The sequence below is a fragment of the Chitinophaga eiseniae genome, assembly GCF_900167135.1.
Taxonomy (GTDB): domain Bacteria; phylum Bacteroidota; class Bacteroidia; order Chitinophagales; family Chitinophagaceae; genus Chitinophaga; species Chitinophaga eiseniae.
The window spans coordinates 2241767-2264461 of sequence record NZ_FUWZ01000001.1; the positions used below are offsets into that span (position 1 = coordinate 2241767).

Below are 22695 nucleotides of genomic sequence, written 5' to 3' on the forward strand. Positions count from 1 at the left end.
GTTCAACTACTTTTAGAAGAATTGTTGCAGACGTTGAAAGGATAGCGGAGGAGCGGCAGGCTGACGGCTGGCGCGGGATTTTGTTCTGACTGTTACGGGAGACGGCTTGCTTTCGTTGCCGGTAATTTCGTTCCCGTCTTTATCGAACTCCCAAACCGCTCTTCTCCCCAGGGGACCACCAGGTTTGATAACCATAGCCGAGATGCCGTCTGTAAAAAGAACAAGCGGTAATTTCAGGGTGGCATAACCGCCTACCTCCGCTGTCCCGTCGCCGAAAGAGTCCCACTGCCAGCTGGCATGTGGGTTGATCACTTCTAATCTCTTCGTGGTGGCATTTTTATTCACCCCTTGTGAATCTTCACATTGTTTGTTGCCCAGGTTATAGGAGTAGACAGTGTCATTATTCGTATACCGCGTGGTAAAAGTGCGGGTGATGGAGTCAAATGACCTCGCTGTATCTGTGCTGAGAGTTGCCCCGCTGGTTTTCTTTTTTTTGCTTGATCCGCTGCTGCTGGGCGGGGCCTTTATCTCAATATCAACGTCTACATAGGCGGTCAGCCGGTGTACGTTTTTTTGTTTCAGCCGCGCATCATATAGAAAGGGGGTGGGTACGGTAGGCAGGAACGCGTTCATCAGCTGCAGGGAAGGATGACGGTGCTTTTCGAAAGCGCTGGCGGTAAGTGACTTCGATTTGAGCAATTTGGCGAAGGTGTCCACCACCTTTACCGCTTCTTTGCTGGGGTCTTTACCTTTGGCCACCGCAAAGCCTGTTGCCCTGCTGCCATGATGTGGTAAGGTGGTCATTTTGGTATTGCCAAAAACTTTCGTTCCCTTAAAATGCTGGTTGGTAGCGGACATTGTAACGTTGGTAGCGTCGCCGCAAATGATATAGGACGCCCCGCCAAAATAAATACCACATATAATGGATACCCTGTTTTTCTCCTCTGCTTTGGCGCCCCACAGATCTTCATCATTGGAGTCCCAATCCGGGTCGTCAGACAATACATTGGCTACAATGGCTTGTATTACAACTTCACCGTCATCGCTTTCCCACAGCGGGTCAAAGTCAAATTTCCCCGTAGTGTTATCATAGCTGGTCTTGTAGCTTCCTGGACTAACGATATTCTTTTTTGTGCAATACTTTTTTGTCTGGAGATAGTCGAGAATATTGACCCCGTACTTCACATACTGGTCGTAGTCGCCGCCATACCAGACTTTTCTGACCACCGGCTTTTTTGCCGGTTTGAACATTTCCAGCAGTTCCTGGGTGAGGTTAACGTGATCTTTATCACTGTGGGAAAAGATAATACAGTCAAACGCAGGAACATCCATACCTGATACCCTGTCAACAATGTACTTTAGATTGGTTTCCGTATTGTCGCTCTTTTTGTCGCTGCCACAATCTATCAATACTGTTTCTATCAATTCGGCAGGCGAGCTGTCGTCCCAAATCTCCAGGAAGGTACACTGGCCCTGGCCTACGTCTACTACTGTGACGGTAATTAACCCTGTTGCCATATTTACTGATTTTGTGAATTATGCCACCGGCGGCGTGCGCCTGCCCGTTTCAAGGCGGCGCTGCACCGGATCGGAAATCGTTTTTGGTTTCTTGTTGGTGCCGCTGTCATACGCGGCATACCAGCCCAGCGAACCTTTAGGATTACCAGGCTGGCCGAATAATATGATGTTGTTGTTCCCCGGCGGAAAACTCCATAACAAAACAGAGATCGAAAAATTACGCAGCCGTAGTAAGTATCCCAGCTTGCCATCGTCGGTAGGATAGGTTTCAAACTGGAAATTCCTGAACCCGATTTTCAACACGCCCTGCACGGGGAAACTGCCTGCAATGGCGTTGATGCCCGGCAGTTTCAATCCCAGGTAGACCGGGTTGTCCTGGTCTTGCGTGCCTCTCGACCATGCGGCGAGAATGGATATTTTGAAACTCACGCTGCCGGTCAGGGCGCCGAACGTTCCCAGGTCCAGCGTAAACACCAGCCCATACCACGATGGTTTCATCGGCGTTTGGTCCATGGGCGCTGAGATAGACGTGTAGCCCATGTCTTCCGGCGTTTGTCCTGTAGGCGCTTCTCCCTCCGGCGATAAATCCGGGCTCGCGATCAGTGCACTAACGGTGATCGGAAAGTTATTTGCCAGAGAAGAAGGCCGCGCTACGCTGGCAGTCATGTCAAAAGCGGTATTGGCTTCACGAACGGTGAATGTCTGGTCCTCCGGCGCAGTCATTAAAAACTGCATGTCTATGCTTAGCCCGTTATACCGCAGGTAGTAGTCCGTTTCGTTGTCCTCCCCTGGGCCAAAGGAGAACAGGTCAAAACCTTCTATGAGCCCAAACTGCAGGTTGCCGGAGAGGATGAAAGTTGTAAGTACGGCGGTGGGATCTGGCTGGTTGCCGCCGTTCACCAGTTGTGCCGACAGTACCTCGAGGGTAACAAGCGCCGAGCCGCCGTTGGACAGGAAAAGGTTTTCGCCGGTCAGCGCAAATGAATAGCTGGGAGCCCCTCCAACACGCTGGTAGGAGCCATCGATGATCAGGTTATTACCACGGGCCGCCGTTTGTTTACTAAGTGCGGTGCCCAGTATTTGGTTCAGCATCAGTTCCACCTGCGCAGAGAAATCTGCCAGTGCCGCATTGGCGAAACGCACGAGCAGCTTCATGGTCTTGAAGCCGAAAGGAATGGTTTCTTCAGCGCACAGGTCGGCCGGATCGTTGTAGCTGATCAATCCGAAAGCCGCTGTCTGCTCGGGTCGTGGGATGCCATTCTCCACCGTGAAAGGTGTTTGGGAGAAGCCGATATGATGGGCGTAAAATTGTTGCAGGTTGATCCCGGCGGTAAGGAATTTCAACTCATCCGGCATTTCCGCGATGTCTGTCGGTGCATTCAGGAACAGGAAACCATTCCAGTTGGCGTCATTTACCACGGTGTTGTAAAACAGCTTCAGTGCGTCCGATGCGTCCAGGGCGCCGGCGGCATTAAACATGTTCACTACAATTGACTGTGTGGCGGCGAGCGTACTGTCTTTACGCACGGCTACTTCAGGCCAGAGCCAGCTGCTGGTGTCGTTGGCCAGGTCCAGCAACGTGCGGTTGCAGAACTTGGCGATCATGATGGTGGGGCTGGCAGCATCGGTGCGCCAGGAACGCGGGGAGAGCTGGAACACCCAGTCATCCATTTCCACTTTCAGGATACCGGCGATTTTTAGAAAGCCGGGGAGATAGGTGGGAGTGGCCGCGGTGCCGATGCACGCTACAAAATCTTTTTCTGTGTCAAAAGGTTGCGGCTGGCCCACCAGCGCTTGATACACGGCGTCGATAATGTTTTGCGGAACGCCCATGGCCAGCAGGTAGGGTTTCTCCGCATCGGTGAGCATGTAACGCACGGAGGTGCCCGTCATCAGCTCATCGACGTTCGCGGCCACGAAGAACAGCTGGTTGCTTTGCAGTACCTGTTTGAATTTTCCCTGCACGGCGGTCAGGTCTACCCGTGGATATTCGGTGTTGGGCATATTACCCAGTATCAACCCGTCGTAGTCATTGTAGTCTGTAGTGAGTTCAGCCAACATGCCCTGCGGCGTTACACCCAGGGGATCGCCGTCGGCGCGTACGCGGCGCGAAGGCATTTCGTTGTCAGGCAGCGTACCATAGTCTTTCCCGAGGCAATAACTGCGGTATGGCGCAAGACTGGAATTTTCCATGTTGGAGGCAACTGCTACGTCCGGACCGGCAAGTCCGGCGTACACTCCGGAAGGAAATACCGGCGGCCGCAGCGCGGTATCGTAATATAACGTGTACGCGGGTACGGGATTATAGTCCAGTATGTTGTCTGTCCGTTGTGCACGATTGGAAAATACGGGCGCCTGCTGTGGCTGTGCAAAATACACCGGCTGCGTTCCGGCATTGTTTACCGCCAGCACTGTTAGGTGCGACGTGGTGGCGGTATCCGTCAGCGCATCGGCCACAGTGGGCGCGACGTCGGTATTGGGGACCGGTTGCGGAATATAAGCCGGTTTACCACCTTCAAATGCGATCATGTAATGGCTATCGCCGAGATGGGCATATTCCAGTCCGGAGAGGCCCAGTAGCAGCTGGTCTGTAACCACTGTACCGGATTTGGGCGCATTGTCCGGCGGTTTTACGGTTACGCCGAATGCGCCATCGGGACTGAAGTGATAACGCAGGCCTCCATCGGGATAGTCGGTTTGCACGGGGCATGCTCCTACGACAAGCCGTGCATCCGGTATGGCGCCGCTGCCGGCCAGCGGTGTTAGCTGGATGGTATAGCCTCTTGTGGTGCGCATAAAGCTATCCAGTATCATCGGGGCGTTCCCTCCGGGCGGGAAGAAACTCAGCGCGGTGCGCGTAGGTTCCTGCAGGTAAAGCGGATCGAAAAGTAATCCGAGATACAGCGCGTCTTTTTGCCTGTCGAAGACAGGCATGTACACCATTTGTATGTAGTTGTCATCAGGGGTATCTGTTGTCGTTGCCGGTGCTGCTCCATATAGCAGGCCTATGTTCAACGCGCTCCATACGCCGGCCAGGCCGGGATCGGAGGGCGGAGGGACGTTCATAACGCCGTTGAAGGCGCCCAGTGATGGGCCGGTGAAGGTCATCGTGGCGGAAGGGAAGGCGTAACCACCTTCAGGCCCGTCCAGATTGCCGCCTGTGGTGAACTGTATGCCGCCGCCATCGGCGTCTGCAATATACCCAAGGGTATTCTGGCCGGCAATGGTCAGCTGGTAGGCGCCAAACAGGAATGACACTGCGCGTGTAAGCGTCCACGTTATATCCGATGCGTTGCCTGCAGGATCTGCCAGGCCGGAGGTGGCCTGCCAGTTTAAATAAGGCTGATCAGCATTGTTGATCCATACGAAACGCACAGCGCCCGGCGGCCCCAGGCTGGGACGCAGTATTTCCAGTGCTGCAGCAAACAAGGCAAAGTCCGCTGGTTTTTTATCGAGAAACAGGTAGAACCCGCCGGTCACATCCTGCCACACTGCCGTGGTGCCGGCGCTGGCGCCAAGATTGCCGGAGGGGGTGGCGTAATAACCTGCCCAGTAGTCCGGCACATTGGCGACGGGCAGGGTAGACAGCTCATACAGTAATAATGAGCTCACCTGGTTGAATACGGGAACGCTCATGAACCGGTTTTATCAGTGAATATCTGGTCGCCCGGCAATAACGGTATTGACAAGGCTGTCAGGCCATTGCCCATGGCATATGTTGAAAGTCCGTTCCAGTCAACACGCAATTCCAGCAGCGGTCCCAACGAATCAGACGGGTTGGGGCCGGTCATGGCAGGGGTAACAGACCTGTATATACGAAGATGGCTAAGTGCGCCGGAAGTAGCTGCCGGCCGCATATTCAGCTGCTCCAGCAGATTGCCTGCCGAGGTGCCGACAGGCGTCAGCCGCTCTACACCGTTTACCATCACCTTGATCAGCACCTGTACCGTTGTACGGCCCCGGAAATAGGCGGTCGGCGTAGTGGAAGGGATGACGGTGGTATTCTGAAGGGCGGTATAGGAGGCCGCGGCCACCAGCGTGAAATTGGACTGGGTAGAGTTGCTTCCTTGCCCCCATGCCGCGTTGATGGCGGAGGGAATATATAACCGGTAGAACGGTTGAATGAATTGCGGATAGTAGAGGTCAACCGCGCCTGCCAGTCCGGCTTGTGTGTAACCGGAGCTCAGCGCGGGCGTGGTTACGCCCAGTGCGCCCAGTGAAGAGAGAGTACTGAGGAATGCGTCGAAGCCGGTGCGCCAGTTGGCGCCTGCAAGGTAACTGCCGATCTCGAAATCCAGTGGTGCGCCGGGACCGTAGCCATTGATCCAGGAGGGCACGCTGCCGGGGATGTTGATATAATCGCTGGCGGTTACCCTCAGTACCATTCCCGGCCGCAGGTCGATGTAGCCCGCGCCTGCGGTGGTGGCTGTGGAGAATCCGAAATTATAGTACAGCAGTTCCGCAAATGTCTGTGGCAGTGCAGCCGCGATAGCTGATTGCACCAGTGCAATACCGTAGGCAGTAGCACCAGGCACATTGCCTGCCGGTGGTTTTTCCACGGCTTTCAGAAAGGTGATATAGTCCTGCTGTAGCAGCGGCCGGATGGCCACGGTGTTGAACGACCATGCTTCCTCGCTGGCGGAGATGGTTAACTTGTACGGCAGCGCCGCTACCCCGGAGGGGGTTATACTGAACGGGCCTGCGGTAATAGGTGTGGCGCCGAGTGCGCCGGCGGTGGCGCCCAGTTCCGGCAGGTACATCGTAATGGCCTGTGCCGGAGGGTTGGCCGCTGCGGTGCCCATGGCGCTCATCGCCTGCGCGAGGTAAACGTAGGGGTACGCCGTGGCTGCTGGCTGCTGACTCACGTAGATACCGGTGCTGAACAAGGTGCCGCTGATGCCTCGCAACGCTGTACCATGGATGGTCACCGGCTGTACATAAGCGGTGTAGGTACGGCCGGCTGCCGGAGTGATGATGAATGTAGCGGAGGTCTGGCTGGTGATGGCGGTGTAAGTATTTTGCTGTAAATCGTCATACACAAAAATGGCATATGACAGGGCATCCGCTACTGCGGCCCATTCCATGCCGACGTTACTGCCATCGAACCTTACCCGCGAAATGTTGGCCACACTGGTAGGTATGGTCGCTGGTATTGACGGGGGGCCTGCAAGGGCTACGCCGTTGGAGGTATTATTGGCCTGCACGGTGTAACTTACCTGTGCGCCGGTGGTCAGGGCCTGCTGCAATGGGTAGGATGTGGTGCTGATGTCTTTGTGCGATGTACCGTCGGTGAACAGCACGGTGTAGGTAGCAGCGCTATCCACAGCGGCCCAGTGCAGCGTTGCGATGTTGGTCAGCGGATCGGCGCTGACGGGCTGTATCATCGGCGCTTTTAAAATAGGTGTCGCGCTGGTGCCACCGGCCATGCCGGTATCCGGTTGCAGTACCACCGGCCCTAAGGCTACACTGACCATCACGGCGATGTTTCCTGTATCGGGAACGGCTATATCAGAAAGGGCGATCGCTCCGCTGTTGGCCGTGGTAGTACTTCCACGGGCAATAATGCTGCCGCCGGCAATCACCACCGGTTGATATAACGCCGGCATAATATTGCCGGACGGTATTTGCGGCGCCGTCCAGTTGACGGCTACCTGACTTTGCGTTGTGAGGAGTGCTGTCAGCGTGGGTGCGGCAAACAGCGCATACAGCGTTTGCACCGGGGACGCGCCGCCGGTAGCGCCGGTGGCCGACACCTGAATGGTTTGCGTTTTAGTGGCGTCTATGGCAGTCTTGTCTATGGAGAGGGTAGCGAAGGTGGCATTGAGTGTTTGTGTTGCCACGGAAACATTGTCCTGCAAAAGGCTGACGGTATAGGAGGTGATGGCCGATGCGGCGTCTGGCAACCGTTCCCAGCCAAGGTCAATACGCCACTTGGTGGGACCGGCGGGATCGGTGTAAATCGTTGCAGATGTCAGCAAGGGTGTTGTAGCGAGCAGGATGGCGCCTGCGCTGCGCGGACCGGTGACGATGCCATCAGCGGAGGTGATGTTGCCTGCGACACGTAGTCCCACCATACCTTCCACGTTATAAGTGCTGGTGGCATAGTCGAAGCTGAGTACATTACCGGCGGCAGTTACTGGTCCTGCCAGGATGTTGTCTCCATCCATCAGGTACCCCTGCACGGCCTGACCGGTGGGAATAGTAACGCTGGCAGTTACCTTGCCGGCGGACTTGTTGGCCACTACGTTCGTGATCACCGGTGCTGTCGTAATAAGGGGGAATGGCAGCGGTTTGCTGCCGATGTTATTGGAAACTGTGCTCACCGCAATGGTGATCCCGCTTTGGTTGTAGACATCGAGGGGAATAATGGCCGACAGCGGACCTCCGTGATAGGTGCCGATGACTTTACCATTCGAAAGTACCTGTATGCGGCTGGAATCGGGGGCCACGCAGCCTTGCACCGTGTCCAGCGCCCAGGAGAGCGTCAGCGTTTTACCGTTGTAGGCGGCTGCGCTGATGGTTTTGGCAGCCTGGGGTATGCCGCAGGCAGCGGTAATGGGAGTGGCGGGCCCCAGGCTGAACGGGCCGGAGAAAGCGCCGGCGCCGCCGGCGTTGGTGGTAGGCATGACCGCCTGCGCACTTAAAAAAAATACCGAAGGGAAACCAGTGCTGTCGACCGGCACTGTTACTGTATTGCCCTGCGCCTGGTTACTGCCAACATTCACGTATACGCCGCCGGAAAGGGAGTACACGTTCACCTGTGCGCCTACGCTCATGCCGCTGGGCCCATAGTCCAATATGGCCGTGACATTGCTACCATCGAAGCTGGCGCTTAAGATAGACACTTCCGCCGCGATGACGGGCGCGGAGGTAATAGCCGCGTTCCAGTTGATGCTTGGCAGTGATGCGCCGTTTCTCACCCATATCACGTCCAGCATATACGAATCGGTGGCCGACAGCGGGAACTGAGGCTGGATGAAGGCCGTCGTTACGCTGGTAGTGGGGCCGGAGGTAGGCGACACTGCTATTACTATCTGCGGGTTGGCCGCCATGCGCAACCGTATTACCAACACCGGGTCCTTGACGTTGGCCGGTGTGGGAGACTGACCGGGATCTGTTTGCAGGGTGATACCTGCCGTGCCAACGCCGGGGGGTAATGGCGAATAGGGGCTGGCATAAAAAAGGTTTTTAATAACACTTGTAGCCATGCGGAATAAAGATTAAGAACGCATATCGTTCAATGCAGAGGTGTAATCCTGATGAAGTTCCGGTTTAATGCGGGGAAGCATATAGTTAAGGTCTTTGTACCGGGCAGCTGTTTGAATACGCATGGCATTCTGGTCAGCATGTAACACACCACCGGCGTAGTACCCCGCCCTGTTTTCGGGAAAGTCTTTCGCTGCCTGCTCTCCAGGGTGGCCCAGCGCCAGCGCGTAGAACGTATCGTCATACGCGATGGCTGCTATGTTTTTTACGGTAGAGGCGCCGTCTTCTGTGAGGATAGTGTCGCCGGCGGCCAGGTCATGCACGCTGTTGCATTTGTCTGCCGCAATAAATATCATGTGGTTCCCGGTGGCGACAAAGCTTTTCCCGTTGGCAGTCGTTACCTTGTAGATACCGTCTTCGCCGGCGGTGCCATCGGAGGTGTGTACGCCTTTAACGGTGCCGTATACGCCAAGTGTTTTGCCGTTGCCTGTTTTTACCCTGTCGTTTTGGGTGATCTCTTCGATAGGTCTTTGCGAGCCGTCTTCCAGCGTTACCAGCGTGCCTTTGGCCAGACAATGCCACCAGTAATAGAGATTGGGGATTTTGGTGCAGTTGAGCGAAGGCTCGTCCGGGAGGCCAACGCTGCATACATAAAATGGCGGTGCCACGGCGCCGCCTTTTAGTGGAATGCCGTTAAAAGCAAAGAAAAAATAACTGGCAATCTGGTTCCCTAATGAAGTTGGATCATAAACAATAGATTGGGTGTTGGTATGACTCATCTCATCATAGGGGAAGTTAAACTGCAGGATGTTGGGCGCGAGCCCTACGAAGAACCCGGCTACAAATCCGGCGTCCGGCGTGAATTGCCGGGACCGGCCTATCGTCACAGGCTTACCACCTGTTTTTTGAATAATAATATTGGTGCTGAGGTTGGCGACAGTAAGCCGGTTGATATCTATGGCGCCGCTCAACGCTACATTTCCTGTAAACGGAGCAATGAGCCAGGGATTGTTCGTATTCTTTGATTCCTTATAAATATAGTCGCTGGTGGGATAGCCGCCCGTTCTTCCTACACCGATGTGTATGAGGCCATCCGTAGAAACTGTGATGACAGGATTGGTCACATTCACCGAAATGTCGTAACCGGTGACCACCGTATTGGTGTAAAAGAAGAACCGTGTGGAACCATCATCGCTGGTGGTGTGGCCAAAGTATAAAATACGGAGTTCCTTTCCTGCTGGCAATGCTGTAGCTGAACGGGTGGTACACACCACAATGCCGCTTCTTACGGAAGTATTTTCTCCTTGTGCCAGCAGTTCGTCGCTCTCACTGTCGAGGACCATGAGATAGCCGCCGCTGATCATGTTGTTACCGTCAGAGCATGCTATTACGGAGGCTGTAGCTTTACCTGCGGCTGTTGTACCTGAATCTATCAGCAGTACGGTGTCGAGACCGTCCGTGTTGTCGTGATTACCGGCATGCAGCGCTTTGTAAAGATGAGGATAGGCCTTACTGGTGCGACCGGCTGCTGCTAACATTTGTTCTGCAAAATCCCGTTGACCAGCTTTGGATAATTGTAGGGGGATGGTTTTGCCTATGGGCAAGGATTCCTGGGAAGACAGCAATGCCTCAGCATTCTGAAGTGACAGCGTGTTCATTATTTGAGGGTTTAATGGTTTTTCGGAGGCTATGAGTAATTAAGTTAAGATATTATTTCCGATTCGCAATGCTAAAAAAATAGGTGGTGCCTGAACTTTACTTTCGTTTTAATGCACTGGCGTTAAAATTATTTCTAACATAATTTAAAATAGCTATGGGTGAAATGACGCCTTGTATTAATAGGTATAACTAAGGATGAATTGGCTCTGACGTTAACGGGACAACGTACAGTAAACGATTTTTCTGCGGCGTACGTTGAGGTCGCTGAAGTATCTCCTCCGGGTAACTGGCAATGTACCGTTTTTTGAGGCCGTGAGCCGGGGGGATTCCTGTTTTAGGATTTTCTGTACATGCAATTGTACCGTGATATTGTCTATTTACGATGCTTTTTTGATCGTCCCGGTACACATCTGCTTTGTTTTTTTACTTTTAGCCAGATCTCTTTTTTTACACAATTCCGCGTTTAGTATGATGTCCTCAAACACAATGCCCGCTTGTAGTCTGCTGCTTTTACAACAGGTGGCCGGTGGTGACGAGCCTGCCTTCCGGCAACTGTTTGATACCTTTGCCGACAGGATTTACGGTGTTGCCTATGCTTACACAAAATCTTCCCACCTGTCTGAGGAAATAGTGCAGGACGTATTTGTGAAAATATGGCTTAAAAGGGCTTCGCTGCCTGCGGTGAAGAGTATCGCAGACTATATCTTTATTATCTCCCGGAACAGGATCATAAATGAGCTGCGGCGACTCAAAACAGAAAAGAAATATCTTCAGCAACTTTTTTCGGAAGAAACGGAAAGCCTCCGGTCACCGGAAAGCGAATATGTACTTAAAGAAACCCGCAGTCTCGTTTTACATGCCATTGATCACCTGCCGCCCCGGCAAAGAGAAGTGTATCAGCTCAATCAGCTGCAGGGCTTGCGGCTGGGTGAGGTGGCCGTGCAGCTGGGACTGTCCAGGAATACGGTCAGAAACCATCTGTCCAGGGCTATCCAGTCCGTACGCGAATACCTCCATGGCCATGCCGATGAACAAACCCTGCTTTTTGTGATGATATTTCTTGCCTTACAGTAACATCCCACTGGTACATTTTTTTTAGTCGCGTGTCTTTATATACAGAATCAGCAACAATAGTACCGTAACAACAACATATGCATCGATTTCACCGTAACGCAAGGAGATGGCTAAAAGCAAGGAAGCCCGTTAATCCGTCGTCCGATCATGACGACGTGCTTTATACAGAGATACAGGGATACCTGGTGTCCGGCGTTTTTGACAACTGTAGCACCCCGGCAGGCCGCGAGGCGATGTACCGGCGTATCACCGAACAGGTGAAACCGCATCAGCAGCGCAGTACTGCGCTCCATAACAAATGGTGGAGGGCGGCGGCAGCCATCCTGTTTCCTATAGTGGTGCTGGGAGGGTGGTGGTACCATGGCTACCGGGAAAAACCGGCGCAACACGCTGCTGCCGCCCTGAAAAAAAATAAGGTAGTCCTTACATTATCAGATGGCGCCGTCATCGAACTGGATAGCTCCGGAAGAGGCGCTGTTACCCAGCAGGGGAACAGCGTAAGCATGAAACAAGGTGACGGTAACATCGTGTATAGCTCCCTGGTCAACGAAAGCCGCAAAGTGCCCTGGCATACAATCACCACCCCCAAAGGAGAAACGTTCCTCCTCACCCTGCCGGATGGCAGTACTGCGCTGTTGAATGCTGAATCTTCGATCCGTTTTCCGGTAGCCTTCCCAAAGGAGGGAAGGCTGGTACACGTAACAGGAGAAGTATATTTTGAAATACAAAAGAACCGGGCGCCTTTTCGCGTAAAGGCACCGGGATCGGAGATCAGCGTCCTCGGTACAAGGTTTAACGTAAACGGCTATACGGATAATAATGCGTTGCGCGTTACCCTACTGGAAGGAGCGGTAAAAGTGGCGGCGCAGGCGGACAGTGTGCTACTGCGACCTGGCCAGCAGGCCGTGCTGGCAGCCGGAAAAGCCACCGTTAATAGTCAGGTGGACCTGGAAGAGGTGATGGCCTGGAAAGACGGGAATTTTGTTTTCAACAGTCTTACCCTGCCCGAAATTATGCGCCAGGTCTGCCGTTGGTACGACGTGGAGGTAACCTATGAAGGACCGGTAAGCGCCAAACGTTTTACAGGAATTATCAACCGGAATGAAAGCATCACAGACATCCTCGGCTTTATGCAAACAGCCGGCATAAAGTATAAGCTAAACGATCGGAAAATAGTCGTAATACAATAATCAATATCACCAAAATCCACCGTTACCGGTCCTTCGCGTGTCAGCCGGAGTGACCGTACGCGGGCCAGCTATCCGGACCGCCAGCCGGATGAGGAATGATATGCGCTAAATCGCGATTCTTTTACCCTAAGCAACTCAAAAAAAGGAGTTGATGAAAAACGTATGTATGAACCTAAGAGGACATTTCCTTACCCATCCACAATGTAAAACCATCAACAGACATTTGTTGAGGATGAAGTTTGCCGCTTTCAGCCTGCTCTGTTTTTGTATGCAGACCAGTGCTACGGGATTTAGTCAGACCATTACACTGTCAGAGAAAAATGCATCGCTGAAGACAGTGTTGAAGGAGATCAACCGTCAGACAGGGTACCGTTTTTTTTATGAAGATGCGCTGCTGAACAACGCCGGGGGTATCAGTGTCGACTTGCGTAACACGCCACTGACAGACGCTTTGAAAGCCTGTTTAAAAGATCTGCCGTTGACCTACGCCATCTCAAAAAAACGGATCGTGCTCACCGCAACAGCGGCGGCAGGAAGAAATTCGATGGCGGCTGCCACGCTGCTGGCGATCGATGTGACCGGCATAGTGATAGGGGAAGACGGCACACCGTTGCCGGGGGCGACTGTTAAATTGAAAGGCACCGCCAAAGGAGTAACGACCGATGCCATCGGGCACTTTTCCATCCAGGTGCCCCGCACCGGTGTAGTGCTTACGGTGTCGTTTATCGGCTATGAACCGCTGGACGTCACAGTGCAGGCCGCTGGACCCATGCGGATCGTGCTTAAACGCCAGCAGTCAAAAGTAGAGGAAGTGGTGGTGGTAGCGCACGGGAAACAAAAAAAGACGGAGGTGGTAGGCGCCGTAACTTCCATTAAGCCTGCCGAACTGAAAATACCGAGCAGTAACCTCACCAATGCGCTGGCAGGGAAGCTGGCCGGCATAATTGCCTTCCAGCGGAGCGGCGAACCGGGCTTCGATAACGCCGATTTTTTTGTAAGAGGCGTTACTACCTTCGGCTACCGGAAATCCCCCCTGATTCTCATTGATAATATTCAGGCATCCACGACAGACCTGGCACGTCTGCAGGTGGATGATATTGCGAGCTTTTCCATCATGAAAGACGCAACAGCCACCTCATTGTACGGCTCCAAAGGCGCCAATGGGGTTATCCTCATTACGACCAAAGAAGGGAAGGAGGGCAGCGTCAACCTGTCCTTCAGGGCGGAAACATCCATGTCCCGCTCCACCCGGAACGTACAGCTGGCAGACCCCGTCACCTATATGGAACTGGGCAATGAGGCCGTATTGACGAGAAACCCGCTGGGAGGCCTCCTGTATTCAAAAGATAAGATAGAGAACACCCGTAACGGCGTTGATCCCGTGGTGTTCCCGGCGACCGACTGGCAACAGATGCTGTTGCGTAATGCAGCGATCAACCAACGCTACAACCTGTCTGTAAACGGCGGCGGAAGAATAGCCCGGTACTATGTTTCCGGCGCGATGAATATGGACAATGGCATATTAAAAACAGACCCAAAAAGTAATTTTAACAGCAACTCCAAACTAAAGTCGTATTCTATCCGAAGTAACGTTAACGTGAACCTGACGCCTTCTACGGAGATGATCGTACGTATCTCCGGCAGCTTCGATGATTATTCCGGGCCCATTCAGGGAGGGGAGGAGATCTATAAACAGATCATGCAGTCCAATCCCGTATTGTTCCCGGCTTATTACGGACCTACCGAGGAGACAAAGTATGTACGGCACATCATGTTTGGCAACGCTGCAGACGGTAAATACAATAACCCGTATGCCGATCTGCAGAAAGGATACAGACAGTTCAACAGGTCTGCCATCAACGCGCAGCTGGCACTGAACCAGCAGCTGTCTTTTCTTACAGAAGGGCTGTCTGTCCGCGGACTGCTCAACGTACAGCGCAATGCTTACTTCTCGGTGTCACGTGCCTATAAACCGTTTTTTTATGTCGCCTATAACTATGATTACGTCAGCAAAGGTTATTCGCTGAAAGCCATCAACCAGGAGGCCGGACAATCGGAAGCCCCTGCCGGTACCGAATACCTCGATTATTCGGAAGGTGACAAAACACTGTCATCTGATTTTTACGGCGAGCTGGCCGTTGACTATCGCAGGACCTTTAATAAAGTACATGGCCTCAGCGGTACGCTGGTGGGCATCGCCAAAAACAGCCTGACCGGCAACGCCGGCAATCTTCAGAACTCCCTTCCCTTCAGGAATCTGGGCTTGTCAGGACGTGCTACCTACCTGTATGACAACAGGTATGCCGCTGAGTTTAACTTTGGCTACAACGGCTCGGAGCGATTTTACAAGACGCATCGTTTTGGCTTTTTTCCGTCTGCCGGTATCGCCTACACGATTTCCAACGAAGCGTATTGGGAACGGTGGAAGCGGGTGGTCAGCAAGCTGAAGGTAAGGGCCACATATGGCTTGGTAGGCAACGATGCCATCGGCAGTCCAGACGACCGTTTTTTTTACCTGTCCAACGTAGACATGAACAGCGGTAAACGAGGGGCGTCATTTGGAACATTGAAAAACTACAACCTTAGCGGTATCGATATCTCACGGTATGCCAACTTCGATATTACCTGGGAAAAAGCTGCGAAAACCAACATTGGTTTTGAAGCCGCTTTCTTCGACCGGTTGAACCTGGAAGTTGATGTGTACACCGAAAAACGATCCAACATCCTGATGCCCCGTTCTTCCATCCCTACCACTATGGGATTGTCGGCCGGCCTTAGCGCCAACGTAGGTAAGGCGTCCGCACGTGGCATAGACGTAGCGATGGATTATACCCACCAGATCACCCATCAATGGTGGGCCAAGGCGATGGCCAATTTTACCTATGCCACCAGCCGGTTCGAAGTATATGAAGAACCATCATACCCGGAAAAAAATAAATCGCACCTGGGGCATTCCTTGTCACAGCAGTGGGGATATATCGCTGAAAGACTGTTTGTAGATGACCTTGATGCGAAGAACTCCCCCAAACAAAGCTTCGGCGTATACGGCGGCGGCGATATCAAATACCGCGATGTTAATGGCGACGGCCAGATCACAGAGATGGATATGTGCCCGATCGGCTTTCCGGTCACCCCGGAAATCGTATACGGGTTCGGGTTATCCTCCGGGTATGACCGTTTTGATGTCAATATTTTCTTCCAGGGCCTGGCCCGTGAATCGTTCTGGATAGACGCCGAAGCTACCGCCCCCTTTATCAAAGACCAGCGTCAGCTGCTGAAAGTATGGGCCGATAACCACTGGAGCGAAGATAACCAGAACATCTACGCCCTGTGGCCCAGGTTGAGCACCAGCGTTATTGATAACAACAACCAGCCCAGTACCTGGTTTATGCGAAACGGCGCATTGCTGCGTATCAAGTCCGTAGAAATCGGGTACACGCTGCCAGCCAGGCTGATGAAGCGACTGCGGCTGGCCAATGCCAGGCTTTATGTGAACGGTACCAACCTGTTTACATTCAGCAAGTTTAACCTGTGGGACGTGGAAATGGGTGGTAATGGCCTGGGCTATCCCATTCAACGGATATTTAACGCAGGCGTGACCTGTTCATTTAAGTAATTAACAGTGAAAAAAACGGTTATGAAGATCATTAAGATAATGCTGCTGGGAATGCTGATCATTTGCAGCAGCGCCTGCACAAAATTCCTGGATATAGTACCGGATAATGTGCCCACAGTGGACCAGGCGTTCCAGATGCGGGCCACCGCCAAAAAATACCTGTTTACCTGTTATTCTTACCTGCCATCGTTGGGCAGCGTCAGCGATAACTATACTTTTCTGGGATCCCGCGAAATAGCGTCGCCATACCCCGGTTCGCAGGCGCCGGGCGTATCGGACGGTATTCTGCAGCTCTGTTACGACTATCAGAATATCGTAAAGCCTATCGCCAACTATTGGGACGGCGATAATGGCGGGGTGGCCATGTTCATCGCTATGCGCACGTGTAATATCTTCCTGGAGAATATCGGCAAAGTCCCGGATATACAGGAGGTGGAAAGGAAAAGATGGATAGCGGAGGTAAAGGTACTGAAGGCATATTACCATTTCCTGATGCTGCGTATGTATGGCCCTATTCCCATGATGAAAACCAATATTCCTGTTTCCGCCGACGTGGAGGCCGTAAAGGTAAAACGTGATCCGGTAGAGGAGGTGGCAGCTTATATTGCGCAGCTGGCAGATGAAGCCATTCCGGATCTCCCGTCGGTCATCAATAATCAGCGGGAAGAGCTGGGACGCATCACAGCGCCCATTGCGCTGGCAATTAAGGCATATGCCCTGGTGCTGAATGCAAGCCCGCTTTTCAATGGTAATGCCGACTATGCAGGGTTACAGAATAAAGATGGCCAGGCCCTGGTAAACACCACGTTCGATAAATCGAAATGGCAGGAGGCTGCCCTGGCTTGCCATGACGCTATTGCGGCAGCCAATAGCGCAGGCTTTCAGCTGTATTATTTCCAGAAGCCTTTCGACCTTAATAACATCAGCGACACTACGAAAAAATGTATGGACATCCGGTGCGCTATCACGGAGGATTGGAACCAGGAATGTATCTGGGGCTTCGCGCATTCTACCACTACAGAGCTCCAGCGGGAGTGCGCTCCCCGGAACGACGTATATTCCTATACCTATTCCTTGTGGGCGGCGAACATGAACGCCTGTGAAATATTTTATACGGCGAACGGTGTGCCTATTGAAGAGGACCTTCACTGGGACTACGCCAACAGGTATACGAAACTGGTGACCGTGCCTGCCACGATGCGCAGCATTTTAAAACCGAACTACACCACGTCATATTTCAATATGAACAGGGAGTATCGTTTTTATGCGGACCTGGCTTTTGACGGATCATCTTATTTTATCAAACAAAGACCGAATGAAGACAACCTGCTGTACATAAATACCATGTGGGGGTCTTCTTCCGCCAATTCACTGTCAAGGTATTCCTTTACCGGCTACTGGCCTAAAAAGCTGGTTAGCTGGAAAACATCCGGCGACGGTGGTTCCTATACCGCGGATGCCTATCTGTGGCCGGCCATCCGTTTGAGCGCACTGTATCTCATGTACGCGGAGGCGTTGAATGAGTCAGAAGGTCCTTCGGCCAGGGCGTATCAATACATTGACGAGGTACGCCGCCGCGCAGGCCTGGACGGTGTGGTGCAGTCATGGGCGGCCCATTCCCGGAACGCTGCCAAACCTTCTACTGTGGAAGGACTGAGAAGCATCATCCAGCAGGAAACGATGATTGAATTCATATTCGAAGGAGAGAACTACTGGAATATGCGCCGGTGGAAGCGGCTAGACCTGATGAACAGGCCTGTCACAGGTTGGGACGTCACCCAGCGTACGCCCGCTACCTTTTACAAAGTGAGGTCCATCTATCAACCACGGAATACTTATAAGGATTTCCTGGCGCCTATCCGGCAATACAATCTTTATGTGAATCCTAATCTGGTGCAGAACCCATTATGGTAGGAGGTATCTGCACAGCGCTGTTATCCATCAAAATAAAAAAAATGAAAAAACATTTATTGTTATATATACTGGTCCTGGCGATTGTTTACTCCTGCCAGAAACAAACGGGCACCAATATGGAGCCGATTTATAAAAGTGACCGGAAGCCGCCGGTGGTCACCCATGTGCGGGTAAATAATTTTCCGGGCGGCGCTTTCATCGTATATGATATCCCGGCAGACCCGGAAATACTATACGTGCAGGCGGATTATAAGATCAACCCAAAAACAGGGCAACAGGTAAAAGCATCTTATTATACAGATACCTTAAAAGTAACGGGCTTTGAAAAGGCCGGAGATTACCAGGTAACGTTGCATGCCGTGAGCCGCAGCGAAGTAAAATCGGACCCTGTAGAAGTGACGGTCCATCCGCAAACGCCGCCTTACCTGGATGTGAAGTCTTCCCTGCAGATCGTGGGCGATTTTGGCGGGGCCAATATCTCTTTCCGGAACGTTAGCGGCAGCGACATCGCCGTGGTGGCGCTGGTAGATACGATCGGTAAGGCCGAATACATTTATACGAACTATACGAAGGATACCTCCGGAAATTTCTCGGTGAGAGGTTTTTCCGCAAAAGAACGGAAGTTCGGCGCTTTTGTGCGGGACCGGTGGGGAAACGTATCTGATACTGTTTGGACGAAAGTGACCTCGATGACAGAAACAGAGCTCGACCGGACGAAGATGAAGGCGCTGGTACTGCCGGGGGATCAGACGGCGTGCTGCGGTTCCGATCTTAACGTGCCGCTCACCAATCCGTATAAATCAGGCGACTACGCCTTTTATGGTGTCACCAACCCCAATGATTCCGTTCCTGCGCGGGTGACCATCGATTTCGGCCACCCGGTGGTGCTCAGCCGTTTCAGATACTGGATGCGGCAGAACGGTGGCGCGGAGTTCAGGAACGGCACCCTGCGTTTCTTTAAAGTGTACGGCAGCATGAACCCCAATCCCAACGGGGCGCTCGACGGCTCCTGGACGCAGGTGGGTGGTGTGTACGAGCTGGTAAAGCCCTCTGGTCTTCCCTACGGGCAGTTAAACAGCGCCGACTATGAGGTGGTAAACAACGGATCGGAGTTTATTTTCCCCTTGCCGGCCGTTACGATGCGCTACTTCCGGCTTGTCATCCTGCAAAATTATTCCGGCGGCGGTGGCGTGGAAATATCTTCCCTCCGGTTTATGGGCGACTATCAATAATCATTTCCGGTAGCATTTAAAAAAGACTATTATGAAGTATATCATTTATACCCTGTTGTTGGTGGCCACGGGATGGACTGCATGCACGAAGATGGACCACGAGTACGCCCCTTACCTGTCAAACGGCGAGATCTTCTATACCGGTGTGCCCACCCGCCTGGAAGTTCATCCCGGGAGGGGCAGAGTGGAACTGCAGTTCACCCGCCCGAAAGACCCCAACGTCACCCGGTTTGTTATTTACTGGAGCAACCGCAGCAAACACCTGGAAATACCGGCGACGGACGTCATGGTCCAAAAAGTGATCATACCGGACCTCCGGGAAGGGGAATATGTTTTTGAAATGGTGGCTTATGACAAGGCTGGTAACCCGTCGGCCCGGGGAGCGGCCATTGTCAGCGGTTCCAGCCTGGGCCAGGCATATGAAGGCAACCTGCAGGCGAGACGGGTGACTGTAGCCAACAGCCAGTCGGGCATTCTGCTGGATTTCACCTCGGTAGACACCGTATGCCGGTATACGACGCTAGGTTATACTACATTGCCGGGAGCAGCGGGAACGATGATGTACAGCAACCGCGACGCATTCCGGGATACCCTGAAGGACGCATCCTTACAGCTTTCCGTCATAAAGCTGAAAACAGCCTATGTGCCGCCTTCCGGCATCGATACTTTTTATGCCCGGCAGGAGCTTGCGGTGAACCTGCTGGCCGGTAAGTATGTTTGTACCGGTCAGATGACCGACAATACCACCGCTTCGCTGACAGGGCCCTACCCGTGGAACGTGACGCTGCGGCCGGTGACGGCCACCCAGCTGGAATTAGTAGACGATGACCAGACAAACGATGTGTATCATAAGATCCTGAGTGACGGCAACGGTTCCTACTATGGATCGTTCGGGGTGGTGTTTAACCTCGACAATCACTACCGGGTGATAAGTGTCGTTAATAAATACGGGCAGCCCTCGTCGAACGGACGATCGGCGGAGCTGGACCCGTCGGGCGTCAATACATTTGATCCGGTGACGCGAATATTACGGGTGAAATATTGGATGAACCAACCGGGGAGTACACATCGCACCTCGTTTGACGAGACGTTTACCATGAAGTAGGCAATTTGCCGGATTGTTGGATACTATAAAGCCGCATAAACGGAGGTTTATGCGGTTTATCTTTTTAGGGAATTTTACTTTTGCTGTAGTACATTGCTACCTGTATATAATTTACATGACCCATGCATCAGCTGTTGCCCGGTATCGATATATTATTGGCGCACCCGCCTGTTTGGAAGGACCAGCGGATTGGCCTGGTTACTAACCATGCCGCCTGTACGATAAATTTTAAACCTGTCCGGCAGGCCTTGATGGAGGCGGGATTTAAGATCCGCCGATTATTTTCTCCGGAGCACGGACTGGACACCACCGGCGTCGACGGCGCCGAAATGCATGACGGCATAGATCCGTTAACCGGTCTTCCGGTGACGAGTTTGTACGGTAGCAAGTTGGCGCCTGATCAACAAGATCTCGCCGACATTGACCTGCTGTTGTTTGACATTCCAGACATCGGCTGCCGTTTCTATACCTATCTGTGGACGATGACCCATGTAATGGAAGCCTGCGCGTTGCATAACAAACCCCTCGTGATCGCCGACCGGCCCAATTCTTTGTCCGGCAACATGGCGCTGGCAGAAGGGCCGATGCTGGACGAGCGCCGCTGCAGCAGCTTTATCGGACGGTGGAATATCCCGGTCAGACATAGCTGCACGCTGGGTGAACTGGCGCTTTATTTTAAATCGGCAGGCAGCAGTAACATCTTACAGACAAACCCGCTTGCGCTGGAGATCATTCGTTGCCAGCACTGGCAACGGACAATGTTCCACCCGCAATGGAGCCAGTCATTTGTACCGACATCGCCGGCCATACCTTGTTTTGAAGCGGCGTTATTGTATCCGGGGCTGGGCCTGCTGGAGGCGACCAACATCAGCGAAGGGAGAGGAACGGCCATCCCTTTCCGCGTAGCCGGCGCTCCCTGGATGGATGGCGCAGGTATCGCCCAGCGCCTGAATGCGTTGCATGTTGATGGCGTAGTGGCGCGCCCTGTCAGTTTCAAACCCACCGAAGGAAAATATGCCGGGCAAAACTGCCAGGGTATCATGTTTCATGTAGATGATCCTGCGGGGTTCAGACCTGTAACGTACGGGTGGTGGCTGATGCGCCTCCTCAGAGAACATCATCCCGGACATTTTGCCTGGGCTTCGTATCCCACGTATGTTAATCATAGCGGCGCGCGGCATCTTGACCTGTTGACCGGACTACCAGGTGCTGAGTCAATCATCGGCGGCCCGGAAGACGACACCGATCGTTATACCGATACCGGAGATTGGGAGGAGAGGGTAGCGCCGTATTTATTGTACAGATAAACTGATCTTGAAAGCCAATGACTTCGAAAGGATAGTGGAAGTTATGTAACCGGACAGCTCTTTTTATTGTTATAATGTAGTAACATAATAAAAAGAGTTGATGCCAAATTACTTTTTTGGAGAGCGGATCAAGGCGTACGCCTGCTTTCAACCGTATAAACAAAACTTTCCGCTTTATAGTAGCCGAGATTGTATTCCATGGGACGTTCGGCCTGGTCGTAGACAAATCTTTTCCGGAAGAGGATAGCGCTGCCCAGGTCGATCTCCAGTTTGGAGGCGATTATTTTATCGGCGGTCCTGGAGCTGATTTCTTCTTTTGACAGGGTGGCTACGAAGTAGTGTTCCTGCTCCAGCATTTCGTACAGGGGCTTCTTGAAATCTTCATCACCCGTGAGACCTATTCTTGGGTGGAAATAAGAAATAAAATAGACGAAGGGTTCCTGCGTGTTACCGCGCAGGCGTTCGAGTTTCATAATTTTCCGGTCGGTCCGGATATCGAAGAAGGCTGCAATCTGTTCGTCAGGATAAACCCAGCTGATATGCAGTTCGTAATTTTTGATGGTGATGCCGCGTGCCAGCATTTCCTGCGTGAAACTCAGCCAGTTCATGGATTTGGAGCTCATCTTCGGTTGCGCCACTTTTGTTCCCAGCCGCTTTTTCCGTATCAGCAGTTCTTCATACACCAGTTTGTTGATCGCCTGCCGCAGTGTTGTCCGCGACACAGCCAGTTTTTTGGCCAGTTCCAGTTCGTTTGGCAATAATTTTCCCGCCTGGTATTCCGGTTGTTTAATCAATTCCCGTAACAGATTTTCCACCTGGATATGCAGGGGGACAGCACTTTGATGATCTATCTCAATTTTCATAAAAATGTAGG

Annotated in this window: 12 protein-coding genes; 7 read left to right on the plus strand and 5 right to left on the minus strand. The window is 52.6% G+C overall.

The annotated features are described in order from the left end of the window. Nucleotides 1–12 precede the first annotated feature (12 nt). Genes B5D63_RS09020 through B5D63_RS09035 form a run of 4 tightly spaced genes read right to left on the minus strand, consistent with a single transcriptional unit; the run spans nt 13 to nt 10382 of the window. Complete coding sequence (locus B5D63_RS09020; protein ID WP_078668375.1) at nt 13–1518, minus strand: ComEC/Rec2 family competence protein; 1506 nt, start codon at nt 1516–1518, stop codon at nt 13–15. An 18-nt stretch (nt 1519–1536) separates the two neighbouring features. Further along, nucleotides 1537–5154, minus strand: coding sequence for a hypothetical protein (locus B5D63_RS09025; protein ID WP_078668376.1), 3618 nt, complete (start codon nt 5152–5154; stop codon nt 1537–1539). Next, on the minus strand, nt 5151–8726 hold the full coding sequence (locus tag B5D63_RS09030; protein WP_078668377.1) for a hypothetical protein: 3576 nt from the start codon (nt 8724–8726) through the stop codon (nt 5151–5153). The genes B5D63_RS09025 and B5D63_RS09030 overlap by 4 nt, the downstream gene beginning before the upstream one ends. A gap of 12 nt (nt 8727–8738) precedes the next feature. Continuing rightward, complete coding sequence (locus B5D63_RS09035) at nt 8739–10382, minus strand: Hint domain-containing protein (protein ID WP_078668378.1); 1644 nt, start codon at nt 10380–10382, stop codon at nt 8739–8741. 469 nt (nt 10383–10851) lie between these two features. Here B5D63_RS09035 and B5D63_RS09040 point away from each other — a divergent pair, with 469 nt between their 5' ends. From B5D63_RS09040 to B5D63_RS09070, 7 genes are all read left to right on the plus strand, one after another. After that, nucleotides 10852–11457, plus strand: coding sequence for an RNA polymerase sigma factor (locus tag B5D63_RS09040; RefSeq protein WP_078668379.1), 606 nt, complete (start codon nt 10852–10854; stop codon nt 11455–11457). Nucleotides 11458–11534: 77 nt separating this feature from the next. Then, nucleotides 11535–12647: a FecR family protein gene (locus B5D63_RS09045; RefSeq protein ID WP_078668380.1), complete on the plus strand. Its 1113-nt coding sequence runs from the start codon at nt 11535–11537 to the stop codon at nt 12645–12647. 166 nt (nt 12648–12813) lie between these two features. Then, nucleotides 12814–16263, plus strand: a complete 3450-nt coding sequence (locus B5D63_RS09050) for a TonB-dependent receptor (protein WP_159455949.1) — start codon at nt 12814–12816, stop codon at nt 16261–16263. A gap of 21 nt (nt 16264–16284) precedes the next feature. Continuing rightward, on the plus strand, nt 16285–18177 hold the full coding sequence (locus tag B5D63_RS09055; protein WP_078668382.1) for a RagB/SusD family nutrient uptake outer membrane protein: 1893 nt from the start codon (nt 16285–16287) through the stop codon (nt 18175–18177). A gap of 41 nt (nt 18178–18218) precedes the next feature. Further along, a complete protein-coding gene (locus tag B5D63_RS09060) occupies nt 18219–19409 on the plus strand; it encodes a DUF4959 domain-containing protein (RefSeq protein ID WP_159455950.1) in 1191 nt (396 codons plus the stop codon). Nucleotides 19410–19440: 31 nt separating this feature from the next. Further along, a complete protein-coding gene (locus B5D63_RS09065) occupies nt 19441–20514 on the plus strand; it encodes a DUF4998 domain-containing protein (protein ID WP_078668384.1) in 1074 nt (357 codons plus the stop codon). 122 nt (nt 20515–20636) lie between these two features. After that, entirely contained in the window at nt 20637–21821 is a 1185-nt protein-coding gene (locus B5D63_RS09070) for an exo-beta-N-acetylmuramidase NamZ family protein (RefSeq protein WP_078668385.1), read from the plus strand. 128 nt (nt 21822–21949) lie between these two features. On the opposite strand, the gene B5D63_RS09075 is transcribed toward B5D63_RS09070, so the two are convergent. Continuing rightward, nucleotides 21950–22684 carry a GntR family transcriptional regulator gene (locus tag B5D63_RS09075; RefSeq protein ID WP_078668386.1) on the minus strand — a complete coding sequence of 245 codons (735 nt, stop codon included), beginning with the start codon at nt 22682–22684 and terminating at the stop codon, nt 21950–21952. Nucleotides 22685–22695 lie beyond the last annotated feature (11 nt).

Bases quoted from the DNA above. Each gene is read 5' to 3' on its own strand.
- B5D63_RS09070 (WP_078668385.1), top strand. From the start codon at position 20,637: ATGCATCAGCTGTTGCCCGGTATCGATATATTATTGGCGCACCCGCCT.
- B5D63_RS09050 (WP_159455949.1), top strand. From the start codon at position 12,814: ATGAACCTAAGAGGACATTTCCTTACCCATCCACAATGTAAAACCATC.
- B5D63_RS09075 (WP_078668386.1), bottom strand. From the start codon at position 22,684: ATGAAAATTGAGATAGATCATCAAAGTGCTGTCCCCCTGCATATCCAG.
- B5D63_RS09045 (WP_078668380.1), top strand. From the start codon at position 11,535: ATGCATCGATTTCACCGTAACGCAAGGAGATGGCTAAAAGCAAGGAAG.
- B5D63_RS09030 (WP_078668377.1), bottom strand. From the start codon at position 8,726: ATGGCTACAAGTGTTATTAAAAACCTTTTTTATGCCAGCCCCTATTCG.
- B5D63_RS09025 (WP_078668376.1), bottom strand. From the start codon at position 5,154: ATGAGCGTTCCCGTATTCAACCAGGTGAGCTCATTATTACTGTATGAG.
- B5D63_RS09055 (WP_078668382.1), top strand. From the start codon at position 16,285: ATGAAGATCATTAAGATAATGCTGCTGGGAATGCTGATCATTTGCAGC.
- B5D63_RS09065 (WP_078668384.1), top strand. From the start codon at position 19,441: ATGAAGTATATCATTTATACCCTGTTGTTGGTGGCCACGGGATGGACT.
- B5D63_RS09020 (WP_078668375.1), bottom strand. From the start codon at position 1,518: ATGGCAACAGGGTTAATTACCGTCACAGTAGTAGACGTAGGCCAGGGC.
- B5D63_RS09060 (WP_159455950.1), top strand. From the start codon at position 18,219: ATGAAAAAACATTTATTGTTATATATACTGGTCCTGGCGATTGTTTAC.
- B5D63_RS09035 (WP_078668378.1), bottom strand. From the start codon at position 10,382: ATGAACACGCTGTCACTTCAGAATGCTGAGGCATTGCTGTCTTCCCAG.
- B5D63_RS09040 (WP_078668379.1), top strand. From the start codon at position 10,852: ATGATGTCCTCAAACACAATGCCCGCTTGTAGTCTGCTGCTTTTACAA.